This window comes from Marinilabilia rubra (genome assembly GCF_003121985.1).
GTDB lineage: Bacteria > Bacteroidota > Bacteroidia > Bacteroidales > Marinilabiliaceae > Marinilabilia > Marinilabilia rubra.
Map to the genome: position 1 here is coordinate 17,888 of NZ_QEWP01000019.1, position 15,455 is coordinate 33,342.

Annotated in this window: 9 protein-coding genes; 5 read left to right on the forward strand and 4 right to left on the reverse strand. The window is 40.7% G+C overall.

Annotated features, from left to right (window positions below):
• Positions 1 to 114 precede the first annotated feature (114 nt).
• The gene (locus tag DDZ16_RS17180) at positions 115 to 2,079 is read right to left on the reverse strand and encodes a methyl-accepting chemotaxis protein (RefSeq protein WP_109265724.1); all 1,965 of its coding nucleotides are present in this window, start codon (positions 2,077 to 2,079) and stop codon (positions 115 to 117) included.
• A 175-nt stretch (positions 2,080 to 2,254) separates the two neighbouring features.
• Here DDZ16_RS17180 and DDZ16_RS17185 point away from each other — a divergent pair, with 175 nt between their 5' ends.
• On the forward strand, positions 2,255 to 3,283 hold the full coding sequence (locus DDZ16_RS17185) for a substrate-binding domain-containing protein (protein WP_109265725.1): 1,029 nt from the start codon (positions 2,255 to 2,257) through the stop codon (positions 3,281 to 3,283).
• 52 nt (positions 3,284 to 3,335) lie between these two features.
• On the opposite strand, the gene DDZ16_RS17190 is transcribed toward DDZ16_RS17185, so the two are convergent.
• From DDZ16_RS17190 to DDZ16_RS17200, 3 genes are read right to left on the reverse strand one after another with little or no spacing between them, the layout of a single operon-like run.
• Positions 3,336 to 5,717, reverse strand: coding sequence for a polysaccharide biosynthesis tyrosine autokinase (locus tag DDZ16_RS17190; protein ID WP_109265726.1), 2,382 nt, complete (start codon positions 5,715 to 5,717; stop codon positions 3,336 to 3,338).
• Positions 5,718 to 5,726: 9 nt separating this feature from the next.
• Positions 5,727 to 6,485 (reverse strand): polysaccharide biosynthesis/export family protein, encoded by a 759-nt coding sequence (locus tag DDZ16_RS17195; RefSeq protein WP_158275698.1) that lies wholly within the window; start codon positions 6,483 to 6,485, stop codon positions 5,727 to 5,729.
• A 27-nt stretch (positions 6,486 to 6,512) separates the two neighbouring features.
• The gene (locus DDZ16_RS17200; RefSeq protein WP_146192253.1) at positions 6,513 to 7,508 is read right to left on the reverse strand and encodes a hypothetical protein; all 996 of its coding nucleotides are present in this window, start codon (positions 7,506 to 7,508) and stop codon (positions 6,513 to 6,515) included.
• A gap of 1,053 nt (positions 7,509 to 8,561) precedes the next feature.
• Between DDZ16_RS17200 and DDZ16_RS17205 the strand changes: the two genes are divergently transcribed.
• The 4 genes from DDZ16_RS17205 to DDZ16_RS17220 all read left to right on the forward strand — a co-directional run bounded on the left by DDZ16_RS17205 (position 8,562) and on the right by DDZ16_RS17220 (position 15,444).
• A complete protein-coding gene (locus tag DDZ16_RS17205; RefSeq protein ID WP_109265729.1) occupies positions 8,562 to 9,641 on the forward strand; it encodes an efflux RND transporter periplasmic adaptor subunit in 1,080 nt (359 codons plus the stop codon).
• A gap of 119 nt (positions 9,642 to 9,760) precedes the next feature.
• Positions 9,761 to 12,919 carry an efflux RND transporter permease subunit gene (locus tag DDZ16_RS17210; protein ID WP_109265730.1) on the forward strand — a complete coding sequence of 1,053 codons (3,159 nt, stop codon included), beginning with the start codon at positions 9,761 to 9,763 and terminating at the stop codon, positions 12,917 to 12,919.
• Positions 12,920 to 12,923: 4 nt separating this feature from the next.
• Entirely contained in the window at positions 12,924 to 14,354 is a 1,431-nt protein-coding gene (locus tag DDZ16_RS17215; RefSeq protein ID WP_232526801.1) for a TolC family protein, read from the forward strand.
• Between the two features lies 1 nt (position 14,355).
• A complete protein-coding gene (locus tag DDZ16_RS17220) occupies positions 14,356 to 15,444 on the forward strand; it encodes a sensor histidine kinase (RefSeq protein WP_232526803.1) in 1,089 nt (362 codons plus the stop codon).
• The last annotated feature ends 11 nt before the right edge of the window (positions 15,445 to 15,455 follow it).

The following is a 15,455-nucleotide window of genomic DNA, read 5'->3' on the forward strand; positions in this document are numbered from 1 at the left end:
TCAGGGCTTCACAAGCCCCGAAGAAAAATCGGGGCAGGCTTTGTAACTAACACTTTTTGAACAAACACATGGTTACTTAATATTTTTGCTGGATTTATAGACGGGCACTAATTATCAGAACTTCTCATAATCCTCTTCACGATCATTAAAGTCTCTTCCAAAATCAGGATTTATCCCTTTCTTTTTCTTTTCAAGTTGTTCTTGCGACACTTCACAACTAGCACCTTCTCTTTCCAACATTTCTTTTTCCGTTTCACTTTCGCTTTGATTAGAGGCCCCGGCAAAAAGATCATTTTCTTCATTTCCTTTTTCATTCCGAAGACTAAAAACTGAAATGGCACGCTCCAGGCGTTCCGAAAGTTTATCAATGCGCTGAGCTGCAGAGTTTATTTCCTCCGAATTTGCCGCGTTTCTCTGCGTAACCTGATTTAACTGTTGCAAGGCGTTATTTATTTGTTCCACTCCCGACACCTGCTCAAGTGAAGCCACGGATATCTCCTGAATTAAACCAGCGGTTTTTTCTATCTCCGGTGTAAGAGACATTAGCATTTCACGAGATTCACGCGAAGAGTTTATGCTTTGTACAGAAACTTTATTAATGTCATTGGCAGCTTGCTGACTGCGTTCTGCCAACTTTCTTACTTCAGCCGCAACGACTGCAAAACCGCGTCCTTCAACACCCGCTCTGGCAGCTTCAACAGCGGCATTAAGTGCCAAAATATTGGTTTGAAAAGCGATGTCGCCAATAACAGATATCTTAGAAGTAATTTCCTCCAAAAATCCGGCTGCTCTTTCAGATATATCATTGCTTTCATTCATATCTGTAGCTGCCTTTTTGGCTATTCCAACAGTTTCTTTGGCATTATCCGTATTTTGCTGAATATTGGCATACATCTCCTCCATGGAAGAAGATACTTCCTCAGCGGCGGATGCTTGTTCGTTGGCTCCTTCAGCAAGTTCGGTCGACTCACGGGTTAGACTTGAACTGGCCTCGACCATTTCCTGAGTTCCTTCTGTGATATCTGAAATAATAACACGGAGGTTCTTTACCATATTATCCAGAGCGACGGATAAACGGCCTACCTCATCCTTTCTGTCGGTATCAAACCTTACCGATAAATTACCCGCTGATACCTTTTCTGCAAGTCCAACTCCTCTTAAAATAGGATTGGCAATTGAACCGGGCAAATAAAGAGAAAGAGCAAGACCCAGTAACAATAATATAACAAGCGCAATAATAACCAGGTTTTGAACATTATCAACAATTCTGGCACTTTGATTCCCCATTCCCTTTATGTCTCCCTGACCCATATCGGCAATGGCACGCACTTCCCATAAAATTTCTTTTCCCAGTTCAAAGCGTTTTACTTCAGACAATCGGGCATTCTGATAATAACTAATAAATGAAACAGCTGAATTCAGAAAACCATTCAAATCCGACTCAAGTTGAGAAGGCAAATAAACAACGGAAATGTCTTCCTGTAACTCACGACTATCCTCAAGATCTTCACCCATTGCAATGGCTTCCCGGGCATAATCTTTCGACTGAATACTCCCCCAAATACCAAGAGCTCTACGGATTATTCTTTGGTAACGGGTATTGCCACGATAGCTCTCCCCGGTACCTGCCAATGCCTGCCCGTAGTGGGCCATTTCCTTGCGCTGGTTTGAAGCTTGTTCCTGCTCGGCTTGATAATCTTTGTATTTGGACGCATAGGCTTCCATTTTAGTCTTCAGGGCCTGAAAAGCTTCATTCCTCTCTTCTTCACCCTCTTCTAGTTCAATAAGGTTATTTAGCGCCACCATCATTTGGTCATAATAGCGATCAAACACCTGATTGAAAAAAGGATTTGAGGTAAAGTCGTAAGAGCGTGTAACTTCAGTTAAACGACGCCAGTTCTGGTCTACTAAACTGGCCTCATTTACAGTTGGGATATACTTACCGGAAAGGTCTTTAACACCTTTTCCAATATTTATCAAACTGTAAAGGGTAAACCCACCCATTAGCAATGTAAGAAGTACGACGGCAGCCAGACTGCCCCTGATTTTAGTACTGATTTTTAAATCTCTCCAATTCATAATTTGTCCGGAAATTAAATATTGTAAAGCAACCCATAAAAAAATGCAAAATTCAATTGCTCTCCAAAAGTTTAAAAAAAATCGACCATTTCAAAACAAAGCGGCGAAAAAAACGTATTTTAGCCAATAATAAATACTATTTAGAAGCTCACAAAAGAACCAAAAACGTCTAAATATGAGAAGCATCAATTTTTCTTTAAAAAACTTTTTTTCAACCTCTTTAACACTTATACTTATATTGGCTCTTGCAGGTTGCGGAAATAATGAGGAAATAAAGCTTGGATTTCTTTACAGCTCTGACATCACAATTCGTTTCAATAAAGAAAGTCAGTTTTTCAAGGAAAGAGCTGAAGAACTTGGAGCAACAGTTGTTATTGATCATGCAAATGACAACGATGCGCTGCAATATGAGAAAGCCATTGAAATGATGGATTCCGGAATCGACTTATTAGCACTTATTGCTGTAAATGTTAACACCGCCGAAAACATCATCAAAGAAGCCAATGCAAGGGACATCCCGGTACTGGCATACAATCGCCTGATACCCAATTCTGATTTAAAAGTCTACATTTCGGGAAACAATTCGGAACTCGGGAAGGATATGGCTGGTTATGTTGTGAACAAGCGCCCTGAAGGCAATTATGTGATTTTAGGTGGGGATAAATTTGACAGAAATGCAGTTGAACTTATGGCGTCAATCGAAAACACCCTTGAACCACATATTGAATCCGGAAGAATAAATGTTTTGTATAAAACTTATATTGAAGCCTGGAGTCCTCCACACGCAGCTCATGAACTAGACCAACTAATGTCTTCTAATCCCAAATCAGTTGATGCCGTTATCGCTTTTTTTGACGGAATGGGAGTAGCCTGCATCGATGTATTAAAAAAGTACCAACTTGAAGGCAAAGTTATTGTCACAGGTCAGGATGCTCAATTAGAATCCTGCAGAAGAATCGTTGAAGGAACACAACACATTACCATGTATCATCCCCTTGAAACGATTGCCTCAACAGCAGCCGAGGTAGCTATAGATATTGTGAATAGGGAGAACTTAGAAGACAAATATGACATCACTTATACTGACAATGGACTAAAAGAAGTTCCGACAGTCCAAATAAACTCCATCCCTGTTACAAAGGAAAACATTGATGAAGTAATAATAGAAAGTGGCTTTTACAATCGTTCTGAGATTTATCAGTAAAAGATTATAAAATTATTTGAAACCGGCCTGTAATGCCAACAGGCCGGTTTTTTTATTTTTCACCATATCCATACCCATACCCGTAACTGTATGCCCCACCATACCCCATAATATTGTTTCCATGCTTAATTCCGTTGACAACAATAGAAAGATTGCAAATCCCTCTTTTCGTTAAATCATTCAGGAGCCGCTCGGTATTGCGTAAGCGTGATTGGTTATGTCTCACCACAAACATCCAATGATCGGCAAAATTTTGCAATAATAACGCATCTGCGACCCTTCCAACAGGGGGCGTATCCACAATAATAAAATCGTAATTCGATCGTAAATAATCAAACAATTTAATAACAAGCCCTTTTCGCATCATCAATTCGGGAGGATTGGGGGGGACAGCACCAGCGAAACCAATATAAAGATTTGCGTCAGGTCCGGGTTTAAAAACCTCCTCCAGTTCACATTTGCCGGCCAGGTAGCTGCTTAACCCGTTCCTGTCGAGACAGCTCCCAACATACTCCGCTATCCTGGGCCGCCGCAAATCAAAACTAAGTAATGCAACCCGGTGGCTGGTTGCAGCAAGACTTAAAGCCAGATTAAGACTTATAAAACTTTTGCCCTCACCCAGGTTTCCGCTTGTTACAACAAAAACCTTGTCATTCCCCCCACCGCTTTGATCATTCATAAATTGAATATTTGTCCGCAGGGACCGGAAAGATTCAGAAACCAGCGCATTCGGATGGTCCTTAACCACCTGATTTCCGTGTGTACGACTATTTAATATGTGTCCCGAGATATGAAAATCTGAAATTTGCTCAATTTGATCATCACTTTGAATTCTGTCGTTGAAGTAAAAGAATAGTCCAATAAGCAATGCGGGAATTGCAAGACCAAGCATAACAGCCTTTTGATAATTATCAGTACGTCTAGGTGCAATTAACCGGGCTCTGTCGGTACGGGGTTTTTCCAAAACTTCGTTGGCGGGCAAATTGGATGCCAGTAAGATTTCCATCTCCGACCGCCTTGTGAGTAACATGGTGTAGAGAGCATCATTAATCTGGTAATTCTTTTCTAGCTGGCTAAAGAACTCTTTGTTTTCGGGCATTTCCCAAATTCGCTCCTTCAATGATGCACTTTTCTTCTCCAGTTCTTCTTTTTTAAGATTATTATCAGCTAAAAGGGCATTGACTGCATCTTTTAAAGATCCCTTCATTTTTGAAAGCTGCTCTTTCTTTCTTTTAAGAAAAGGGGTAGCCTTTAAAGTCACCTCTTTTACTTCCTTCATCTCCCTGTTCAAATTAAATAACTCATCCAGCATATCCTGTAACTGAGCATTTTCGATGTCTAAGGAAGCGGGAATAATGACATTTCCAAAATCCCCCTTTTCCTTCAGGTATTCTTTTAAATACAAAAGATACCGGTTCTCAATTTCCAGTTCAGCAATAGATCTTTCCAGCTCTTCCAGATCTGTTTTAAGACGCTCAAACTCATAATCCACATCTAATAGGCCTTTTTCAGCCCTTTCGCTTTGAATATTCCGTGCCGAATGTCGCAAAGAATCTTTCAACTCCAGCAATTGCCGGTCAATGAACTCAATGGTGCGTTGCGCTACCTCCTTTTTACGAGATACTCCTTTATTCAGGAACTCCCGAATTAAAGAATTTAAAAACTCAACTCCTTGTTCAGGAACTGTAGTATTAACAGAGATATTTAAAACAGATGTTCCTTCCCGGGGAGCCACATAAAAATGAGTCCATCTTGAAATCTGGCTTTGCAGAGAATTAAACCTAAAGGAAAAAGATGAAGGTTGAACTCCGGGTTCTTTATAATTGATTTTGAATCTTAATTCTGGTGTATCAAGCCATTGTCCGGCATTAAAAACAGTATCCAGACGAAAATTCATATTTTGTCCGGCAACCTGATTCGGGGAATACTTATACAGACTGCAATTTTCATTCTCCCCCGCAATCCGGTAAACTGAATCGTTCAGGATTTTAATTTCAAAAAGCGTATTTAAAGGTTGAACATGCTCCTGATCAAAATGGATAACTATTCCTGCAGGAGCCTTTATTTCGCGATTATAAAAACGAGTTTCCTTGAAAAAGCTTAACTCAAAGTTGGTTTCCATTACCGCTCTTCGAATCAAGTCATAAGATTGAAGAATAGCAGTTTCATTTCTGGTTTTTTGACCAAAACCAGATATTCCACTAATTCCTACCAGCTGCTGTGAAATATCCGAAGCTCTTTCATCACGAACCAATAATGATGTATTCACCTTATATACCGGCTCAGAAAATTTGTTAAGAAAATAGGCTGCCGTTAAAGCAATAAACAGCGAAATAACAAACAGTGGCCAATAATTAACTGCTTTGAGAAGTATCTGCCTAACGACAAAAGCTTCCCGTTTGCGATTCGTATCAGGATCAATCTTCGGATGCATAATGAATTTCTATTTCACTAACCCATAAATGGCCAGGCCGGATGCAATAAGAGAGAAAACCATGCTGTAGGGAAATTTTGAAAAAGCAAAAGGTTTCGAGCCTCTTGTTGAAACATACAACACATCATCAGGAAGCAAGTAAAAATACTCTGATTGCAAGAGGCCATTATCCGTCAAATCTATATACTCAATAACAGAACCATTAGGACTTTTTCTTACCAGCATCATATTTTGAGCATTCCCATATTCATTAATCCCACCGGCATGACCTAATGCCTGAAGAATATTGATCTCCTCACTATCAATAGTATAAGTCCCAGGGCTTCCTACATCCCCCAGAATGGTAATTTGAAAATTGACAAGCTTAACAAAAGCATTCACGTCTTTAAAATACTCCCCTAAAGCTTCCTGAATTTCATCACGTGCCTGTTCAACAGTCAATCCTTTAACATAAATGCTGTCCACAAAAGAATAATTGACATAGCCGTCACGGTTTACTTTGTGGGAATTTAAAAACATGTAAGTTGGATTCATGAGATCAGGAAAATCACTTTGAAAAAACTTACTTGTCTGCGGGTCACTGCTGGTTACCTTTATAAATAAGTGGTCACCGCTATTGATCTTGTATACAGAACTCCGGTCATTTTTGATTTCCTGCTGCAGATCTGTTATGGTTTTCTGTTGCAAGAGCTCTGTTTTCTTCAAATTTACACAAGAAGACAAGCTAAGGGCTCCGGCAAACAAAAAAATCTGTAAAAATAATTTCATACTTGGATCATTTTGAAACATCTATATTTAAAAACTGTAAAATTTCAACACTTTATAGAGAGGCATTTTTTCCTCTCCCAGATATGGAACCATAAACGCTCCTTCTACATCAATTAATTGTTTCTTTTCTCTTGCCTGCTGATAGTTTTTCCCCAGATCGATTTGGTATTTAAACCATCCATCCTCCTCTACAATTAAAATCTTCAACTTCCCATCATAAATTTCAAGTATTTTTTCATCAGATAAAGGGATCATACTTGCAGCTATTTGGACACGATAACGAATTAGATCATGTCTTTGACTTAAAACAGCCTTCCATAATTTGAGCTTTTCACCATCAGCATTGTAAGCAACAAGGAAACGGTCAGTTGAGGAAACTGACTTCAAAATTTCCAAAGCCTCAAGGTAGTTTTCAGTTAAACCTATCTGGTATTTATACCACCCTTCCTCTTCCAATTCTCTGATTTCAAAAGGCCCGGTGTATTCTTGTTCTAATTCCAGTGAGTCAAGTTCCGTTTTACTGGCTGCTACCTGAATAACAAAATGAAAGGGGTATCTTGAATATTTGTCCTTGGATATATTTTCAGATTGGGAAATTTCGGGATGGAATTTAGAAATCTTGTCTGCTACATCAGAAGAAGAATGGTTTTCGTAACTTTCCCCTCGTTTCAGGGAATCTTCAGCCATAGTCCCGGAACGAGAAGCATATTCGTTATATTGCTCTTCACTGATAGAATCTGCAATTACAAGAACACCCTCAGAGCTTGCAGATTTTTTTATGCTATTGAGCCAGGCCCGATAATCTTTCCAGGCTTTTTTCAAAGAATCTTTTTCAAAGGAGATAAAAAAATCGACAGGCGTTATATGCAGGGTATCATTTATAGCAGAATCCGAAAGAGCTGAAACACGTTCTGATAAAGCATTTAAATTTGCACAGGACAACTGAGGATCTATAACTGTAAACTCTTCGTTTTCATCAACAGTACTAGTACCCAATGTCGGTTTACATTCGCATTTCAACATACCCGATGTTGAAAAAACACAAAAACCAAACAACAGAACAACACAAAAAAGGTATGTCCTAACCCATTTAACCATGTTCAACAATCAATTCTTTTTTAAACGCCAACACCCTTCATCACCAAAAACTTACAACTCACATCAAAAAACAACCCATTCAACCAAATAAGATGCAACATAATTCGTTACGGAAATCCAGTAATTTTGTTTGCATTTTTTTTAATTCTCTTCACTTTTGATCTTTGAGCAAACATAGTCGGTAGCGATGGTTAAATAGTAGTAAAAAATGGAGGATACCCGGTTAAGCTTTTACTATAAATTATTAATCGGCAGTTTATAAGAACATTTCAGAATTATACCATTTAACTTTCAAAATAGATCGTTAAAATTTTAGATATTAGATAAAAGTAACCAACAGGCAGAAGTTTGATAGGCAGAAGGCAGAAGAAAAAGTATCGCCCCGAAAGGCCATTGACTCATAAACAATTATTTCAAAGCTCATTGCAAAAGTTCAACGGACTATTATTTCATCTAATGTCCAAAAATCCAACTATTTGCTAATGGAAAGGATTACTCATTAAAAACCACAGACTTGCAGCTTCTTATGATATAAAGATCCCTTAAAAATTGAGAGATGGGCATCAGTGACGCAATGAGACGCTTCAGTATTCAAAAATTTGACTTCGGTGATTGTTTTTTTTAAATTTTGTATTATCACTCCTAATTTTGCAACACGACAATTAAAATAAAAAATGAGTATCCGTTTTTATACCCAACTTGAAAGCAGACCCGCCGAAAAGGACGGCCTTGACCGGTGAGCCAAAAAAACAAGTGAAGATGGCGTTAAAAAATCTTTTCTGTTTGAGCCGATAGGCGAGTTTAAAAGATTTTAGCCATCAAACGCTGTTTTTTTGAGTGAAGCGGTCACAGCCTTGACTTTTTTTGATTACTTTTTTGTGTCAAGACAAAAAAGTAATTGGGGTTTAAGGGGCAAAGCCCCTATATATTTTCAATTAGGTAAATAACCGGATATTCATAAAATAAAAAAAGGAAATAATGGAAAATCACTTCAAACTGCTAAAGGTTTTAATTGGCATAGTTTTAATTGCAGGAATGTATGCATGCAATACCAATTCATCCGAAGAAAGACCAAATAAGGTCGTCGTTAAAACTACCGGGGTAACGAAGCATTCATCGCTCCTCTCGAAAAGTTACCCGGCAGTAATTCAGGCTTCCTCGGACGTAAAACTGGCATTCAGGGTTGCAGGCCCGATTATAAACATTTTTGTTGATGAAGGTGACCATGTAAAGGAAAATCAGATTCTCGCTCAAATAGATCCCCGGGATTATAAATTGCAATTGCAGGCTACCGAAGCCAGATATGAGGAGGTAAAAGCTGAGGTCGGGAGAATCACTTCGCTCTATAAAAAAGGGAAAGTCTCGGAAAATGATTATGACAAAGCCGTTTCGGGACTGAAACAAATTACAGCCAAATACAATGCCCACAAAAATGCATTAAGCGACACAAAATTAAGAGCGCCTTTTTCAGGCAATATCAACCAAATTTTTTTTGAAGCTGATGAGACAGTTGATGCCGGAATGCCAATTGTATCTATGATTGATACTCAAAACCATGAAATCGTCACCCATCTTCCCGCCAGCGATTATTTAAACAAAGACAGGTTTTCAGAATTTACTTGTCGTACTGTAGATGAGCCGGACACCCCACTTCAACTTAAACTGAGGAACATTGTTTCTAAAGCCAACCTCAACGGTTTATATCCGGCATATTTTAATGTATCAAATCCCCCTAAAGGAAAAATTCTACCGGGAATGAGTGCCGAAGTTATCATCAAATATAAAAGTACAGGCAATCAACTCTTCGAAATTCCTGCAACCTCTGTTTTCAAAAACGGAGACAAGTCCACTGTTTGGGTTTTCAACGAGATTGATAAAACAATTCATTCCAAACAAGTAGAGATCGTTAAAATAAAGCCTTCTGGCTCAGCCATCGTAAAAGGTGAGATCACCGAAGCAGACACAATCATCAGCGCCGGCGTACACAGACTGAAAGAGGGACAAAAGGTTGAAGTTCTGAAGGAACCATCTGAAAGTAATGTGGGAGGCCTGTTGTAGAACTGTAGATAACTAGAGGATAGATGCCTTTCAAAGAAGCGTCGACCTCTTTCCTTAAACCAAAAACCGAATCTCTTTTCTTCGTTCAAAAAAATAAAATACACTGTCAATAAGGTATTATGACCGAATTCGCATTTAAAAACAAGATACTTTTCTACTTTTTTCTGGTAGTGCTCGCGGTTGGCGGGGTGATGTCATTCCAGTCAATGAGTAAATTGGAAGATCCCGAGATCAAGGTTAAGCAAGCACTTGTGGTTACAGTTTACCCGGGTGCTTCAGCCCATGAGGTTGAACTGGAAATTACAGATGTGCTGGAAAAAGCCATCAGCACCATGGGTGCCCTGAAAAAAACTGAATCCAGATCGGAAGCTGACTACTCCGAAATTACAGTTGAACTGGATCCCACTGTAAATCCCGATGAAATTGAACAGAAATGGGATATTCTTAGAAGGAAGGTTAACAGGGCAGCAGCTGAACTTCCCCAAACCGCCCGCACTCCAATCGTAGTTGATGATTTTGGAGATGTTTACGGGTTGTTTTATGCTATGACCTCCGATGGATTCTCCTACGATGAGATGCACGACTACGGGATGCTGGTTAAGCACGAAATTGAAGATTTGCCCGATGTTAAACGCGTTAAAATATTCGGTGACCGACCTCCCTGTATCAACATCAAAATTCATCAGGATCGTTTAGCGAATCTGGGAGTGCACCCTTCCGAAATATTGATGACCCTTCGAGATCAGAACGAAACAGTTTATGCAGGTTACTTTAACTCCGGTCAGGAAAGAATAAGAGTTGATGTCGATAATGATTTTGAAAACATTGATGATATCCGCAACCTGATAATACAGGGTCATGAAAAAGACCAGGTCAGGCTCGGTGATATTGCAGAAATTGAAAGAAATCTGGAAATACCTTATCGCGAGGCCATGCGATATAACCAAAAGCCGGCCCTCGGAATTTCTATTGCCATGCAAAGTGGTGGCAACGTTGTGGACCTGGGCGAAGCAGTAGATCACAGACTGGCTGAATTAAAGACCAGGAGGATTCCGGCAGGAATAGATTTCGAAAAGGTATTTTTTCAGCCGGAAAAGGTTCAGAACGCCATCACCACCTTTATGTTCAACCTGGCAGAATCACTGGCCATTGTAATCATCATCCTGATGCTGACAATGGGCTGGCGAAGCGGAATAATTATTGGCAGTGGTCTGCTGTTAACAATTCTGGGATCGTTTGTAGTATTGAATCTTTTCAACGGCACACTGCAACGTGTTTCTCTGGCCTCTCTGATCGTGGCCATGGGAATGCTCGTTGACAATGCCATCGTTATTGTTGACGGCATACTTATAGACCTTCAACATGGCGTAAAGAAGAAAAAGGCGCTGGTCAATACGGCAAAAAAGACTGCCTGGCCCCTGCTTGGTGCAACTCTCATCGCCATCTTCGCCTTTCTACCCATCTTTTTGTCACCCGATACCTCAGGTGAGTATGTACGTGATTTGTTCATTGTCCTGGCCGTTTCTCTTCTACTGAGCTGGGTTCTTGCTCTCACACAGGCACCTGTAATGGCAGACAAGCAATTCAGGAAAAAGAAAACAGCCGGTGATTCAAGAGACGATGAACAAAAGCCCTACAGCAACAGAATATATTCCTGGCACCGGAGGGCACTGAGTTATTTACTTTACCACAAAACAGTGGCCATAATCATTGTAACGTTACTCATGGGAGGAAGTGCGCTGCTGTTTCCTTTAATTCCTCAAACCTTCTTCCCCGATCTCAGCTACAACCAGTTGTATATAGAGTACAATATGCCGGCAGGCACCAGGATTGAAAAGGTAGACAATGACCTTTCAGAAATTGAAGACCATTTGCTAAAACAGGAAGAAATCACCAATGTCACTGCCAGTTTAGGGGGCACCCCATCCCGATACAATTTGGTAAGATCTATTGCAGAACCTTCGATGAGTTACGGGGAGCTTATTGTGGATTTTACGGATGAGGACATTCTGGTAAAGATGCTGCCAAAAATTCAGAAGTATCTGACCAGTCATTATCCGGATGCTTATGCACGAGTAAAAAGGTACAACCTCATGTATAAGAAATTTCCCATTGAGGTTCTGTTCACCGGCCCCGATCCGGCAGTTTTGAAGGATCTGACAGCAAGGGCAAAAAAGATCATGGAAAAAGAGCCCGGAGCCGTCCTTGTCACCGATAACTGGGAGCCCTCATCCAAAGTACTGGTAGCGGATTACAATCAAAAGATGGCACGCAGGGCAGGCTTAACCCGCCCTGACATTGCATTGTCGCTGCTGACTGCCACCGACGGATTGCCCATTGGTGATTTTTACGATGGCACCCGTTCCATTCCCATCTATGTAAAGAGCATTCAAAACAACGGCGAACCGGTTGAAAATCTTGAGACCTCCCCGGCTTTCAGCATGCTTCCCAGTCTCAACAGTCTGGAACCGGATGTACTAAAGGGCATTATGAATGGCACCACCGCCATCAGTGATGTATTGGAATCGACTGTTGGAGCAGTGCCCATGAACCAGGCAATTCAGGACATTGATGTTGAATGGGAAGAACCTGTTGTGCGCCGTCACAATGGACGCAGGGCCATGAAAGCCCAGTGTAACCCAACCCCGGGCCTTACAGCAGACGATGTCCGCAGCAGGATTCTTCCTGAAATAGATGCCATTGATCTGCCTGCCGGTTACGAAATGAAATGGCAGGGTGAATTTGAGGCCAGCTCAGAGTCACAGCAGTATCTTTTCATGTATCTGCCACTGGCCATTGTGCTCATGATTGCCATTCTGATTGCTCTTTTTAACGATATAAAGAAACCATTGATCATCATCTTTAGCCTGCCACTGGCCATAATCGGAATCGTTCTTGGAATGCTGGTCTCCGGTAAAGAATTTGGTTTTGTTGCCATTGTCGGAACCTTAGGACTGATGGGGATGATGATTAAGAACGGAGTGGTATTGCTTGAAGAAGTTGAATTAAAAATCAGGGAAGGCAGCGATCGGTTCTCTGCATTGATCGATGCATCCACATCCCGTTTAAGACCAGTAATGATGGCATCGCTTACTACTATTTTAGGTATGATTCCGTTGGTCTCAGATGCCATGTTTGGATCAATGGCGGTAACAATGATGTCTGGGCTCCTGATCGGAACCATCATTACCCTGATGATGATGCCGGTGCTCTACGCCCTCCTTTATCAGGTAATTCATCCGAATAGTAAAAAAGCACGCAAACAAAAAAACGCATAAATATATGAAACGATATATTCAACTCACATTAATATTCATCTCCATCTTTGCTTTTGCGTCATCAGCCCAGGTGGATCTTAGTCGTGAGAAATGCCGGGAAATGGCGCTTGAATACTCACGTCAAATCAAAATATCCAAAAACAGGAAAGCACAGGCCTTACTGGATAAAAAGATTGCCACCGCAGCCCATCTTCCTAATCTGTCAGCCTCGGGTCTCTATTTTTACAAGCCGGATGCATTGGAATACTCATTGGATGGAGGTCCTTTGCCCACTTACAAGCCCGACCAAAACGGGGAGTTGCAGCCCAATGTAATGATCAACCCACAAACAGGCGACCCTGTGATGGGCAGTGACGGCAATCCGGTATTTAACATGTATGCCATGATGCCCGACATGAACCTCAACCTGGGATTGGAAGGAGTCACCAGTGCCGGCATTCAGTTGGAACAACCCGTTTATATGGGAGGAAAAATCAGAACTGCCAATAAGATGGCCGAAACCGGCATAGCAGCAGCTGATATAAATATGGAGCTTAAAAAATCGGAAATCATTGCTGAATCGGACCAGGGCTATTTTCAGTACATCTCTGTAAAAGCCAAAAAGAAGGCTGCAGAGGATTACAAAGTTTTACTGGATTCTCTGGTTGCCTCGATAGATGCAAGCGTTCAGGAAGGAATGGCTACCCGGAATGATCTTCTTAAAGCTCAGGTAAAAAGAAATGAAGCCACACTGATGGTTCAGAAAGCCAACAGCGGGCTTCAGCTGGCACGAATGAATCTTTGCAGAATAATTGGCCTGCCACTTGAAAGTAAAATATCGATTGACGAAAAACTGTCAGACAACAACAAAACCAATGAAATTCAGTCTAATAACAACAGTCCGGAACTAAGACCGGAGTACCAGATGCTTACCAGGGCTATTGAAATGGGGCACTATGAAGAGAAAATGGCGCGTTCTGAGATGCTGCCAAAAGTTGGAATATCGGCCGGATACAACTATTTTGGCGGCTTGGAAATAAATGGCAGGGGAACAGAGGAGATGGCATTTTCAGCCATGGCTTCCGTAAAAATCCCCATTTTTAAGTGGTTTGAAGAACGCAACAAAGTGTCCAAAGCCAGACTTCAAACTGAAGCAGCGCAAATGAAACTGGAAGAAACGGAGAAGTTGCTGCAGTTGGAAATTGCACAGGCCCGTTTTAACCTTAATGATGCCATCAAGAGACTTGAGCTAACACAATCGGCCCTTGAGCAGGCTGAAGAAAATCTGGAAACCAGTCGTGACCGCTTCGATACCGGCATGGAAAGACTGGTTGATCTCCTTGAAGCGCAGGCCCAATGGCAGGAGGCCCGCAGCAACAAAATTGATGCGCAAACATCGGTTAACATGATGCACACCAAATACCTGAAAGCCACCGGAAAGCTTGTTAAACTATAGCATGATAACAAAAGAAAAGCAACAAATACCGGAAGAATTCAGAACCCCGCGTTTAAACATCATAAACACGGGGTTTACACCTACAATTATAAGGTTTCTGATTGTTTCGGCAGTCGGATTTCTGGTAATTGTTTTTGTCTATTTCCTTTACGGAGAATCACCGGATCCTCTTAAAACACCTTTTCCCTTCGTTTTATCTATCATAGCATTCAATCTTATTAGCGAGGGAAACATCATCATAAACCGGGTATTAGATAAAAAGTCACCATGGTTTTTTAAAATTGCCAGCAGGTTAAAGAAGCAACTGGGCTGGAGTTTTATCTGGACAGTCATGATTGCAGCCATTTCATTTCTGTCCTTACCCGGTCATGTTTATGAAGAGCAGCACTTCTTCATGTCGGCGGTTCTGGTTTTTATTTTCGGTGTATTATTTATTTTGATATTCAACAGCATTTTATTCCTCAGAAGTTTTCTGTTCAACTGGAAAAAATCAGTTCTGGAAGTAGAAACCCTGAAGCAGGCAAAAATTGAGTCGGATTATAAAATTCTGCAAAATCAACTCAATCCCCATTTCCTTTTTAATTGTTTCAGCACCTTAATTTCGGAGATTCATTATGATCCTGAAAATGCCGCTGAATTCACTCAAAAGCTGGCTGAAGTTTATCGTTACCTTCTCCAAAAGAAGAATGATATAACCGTTCCTCTATGGGAGGAACTAGATTTTATTAATGACTTCGTTTTTCTGCACAAACACCGAATGGGTGAGGCACTGGTGGTTAACATAGACATTTCGGAAGAATATAAGGACCTTCATATTCCTCCGATGTCGCTTCAGATGTTACTTGAAAACGCTATTAAACACAACCGGTCATCAGAAAAAAGCCCTTTGACCATTGATATCAATATTAAAAACAAACGGTTTTTGAATGTTTGCAATAACCTGCAGCCCAAGAACAATGTTTATTCAACAGGAACCGGGCTTCAAAACATCTCACAACGCTATGAAATGTTGTCGGGCCGATCCATAAAAATCAGTGAAACAGAAGAACTCTATTGTGTTGAGCTACCTTTGCTTTTTGATAACGACTAAAATCCATGAAT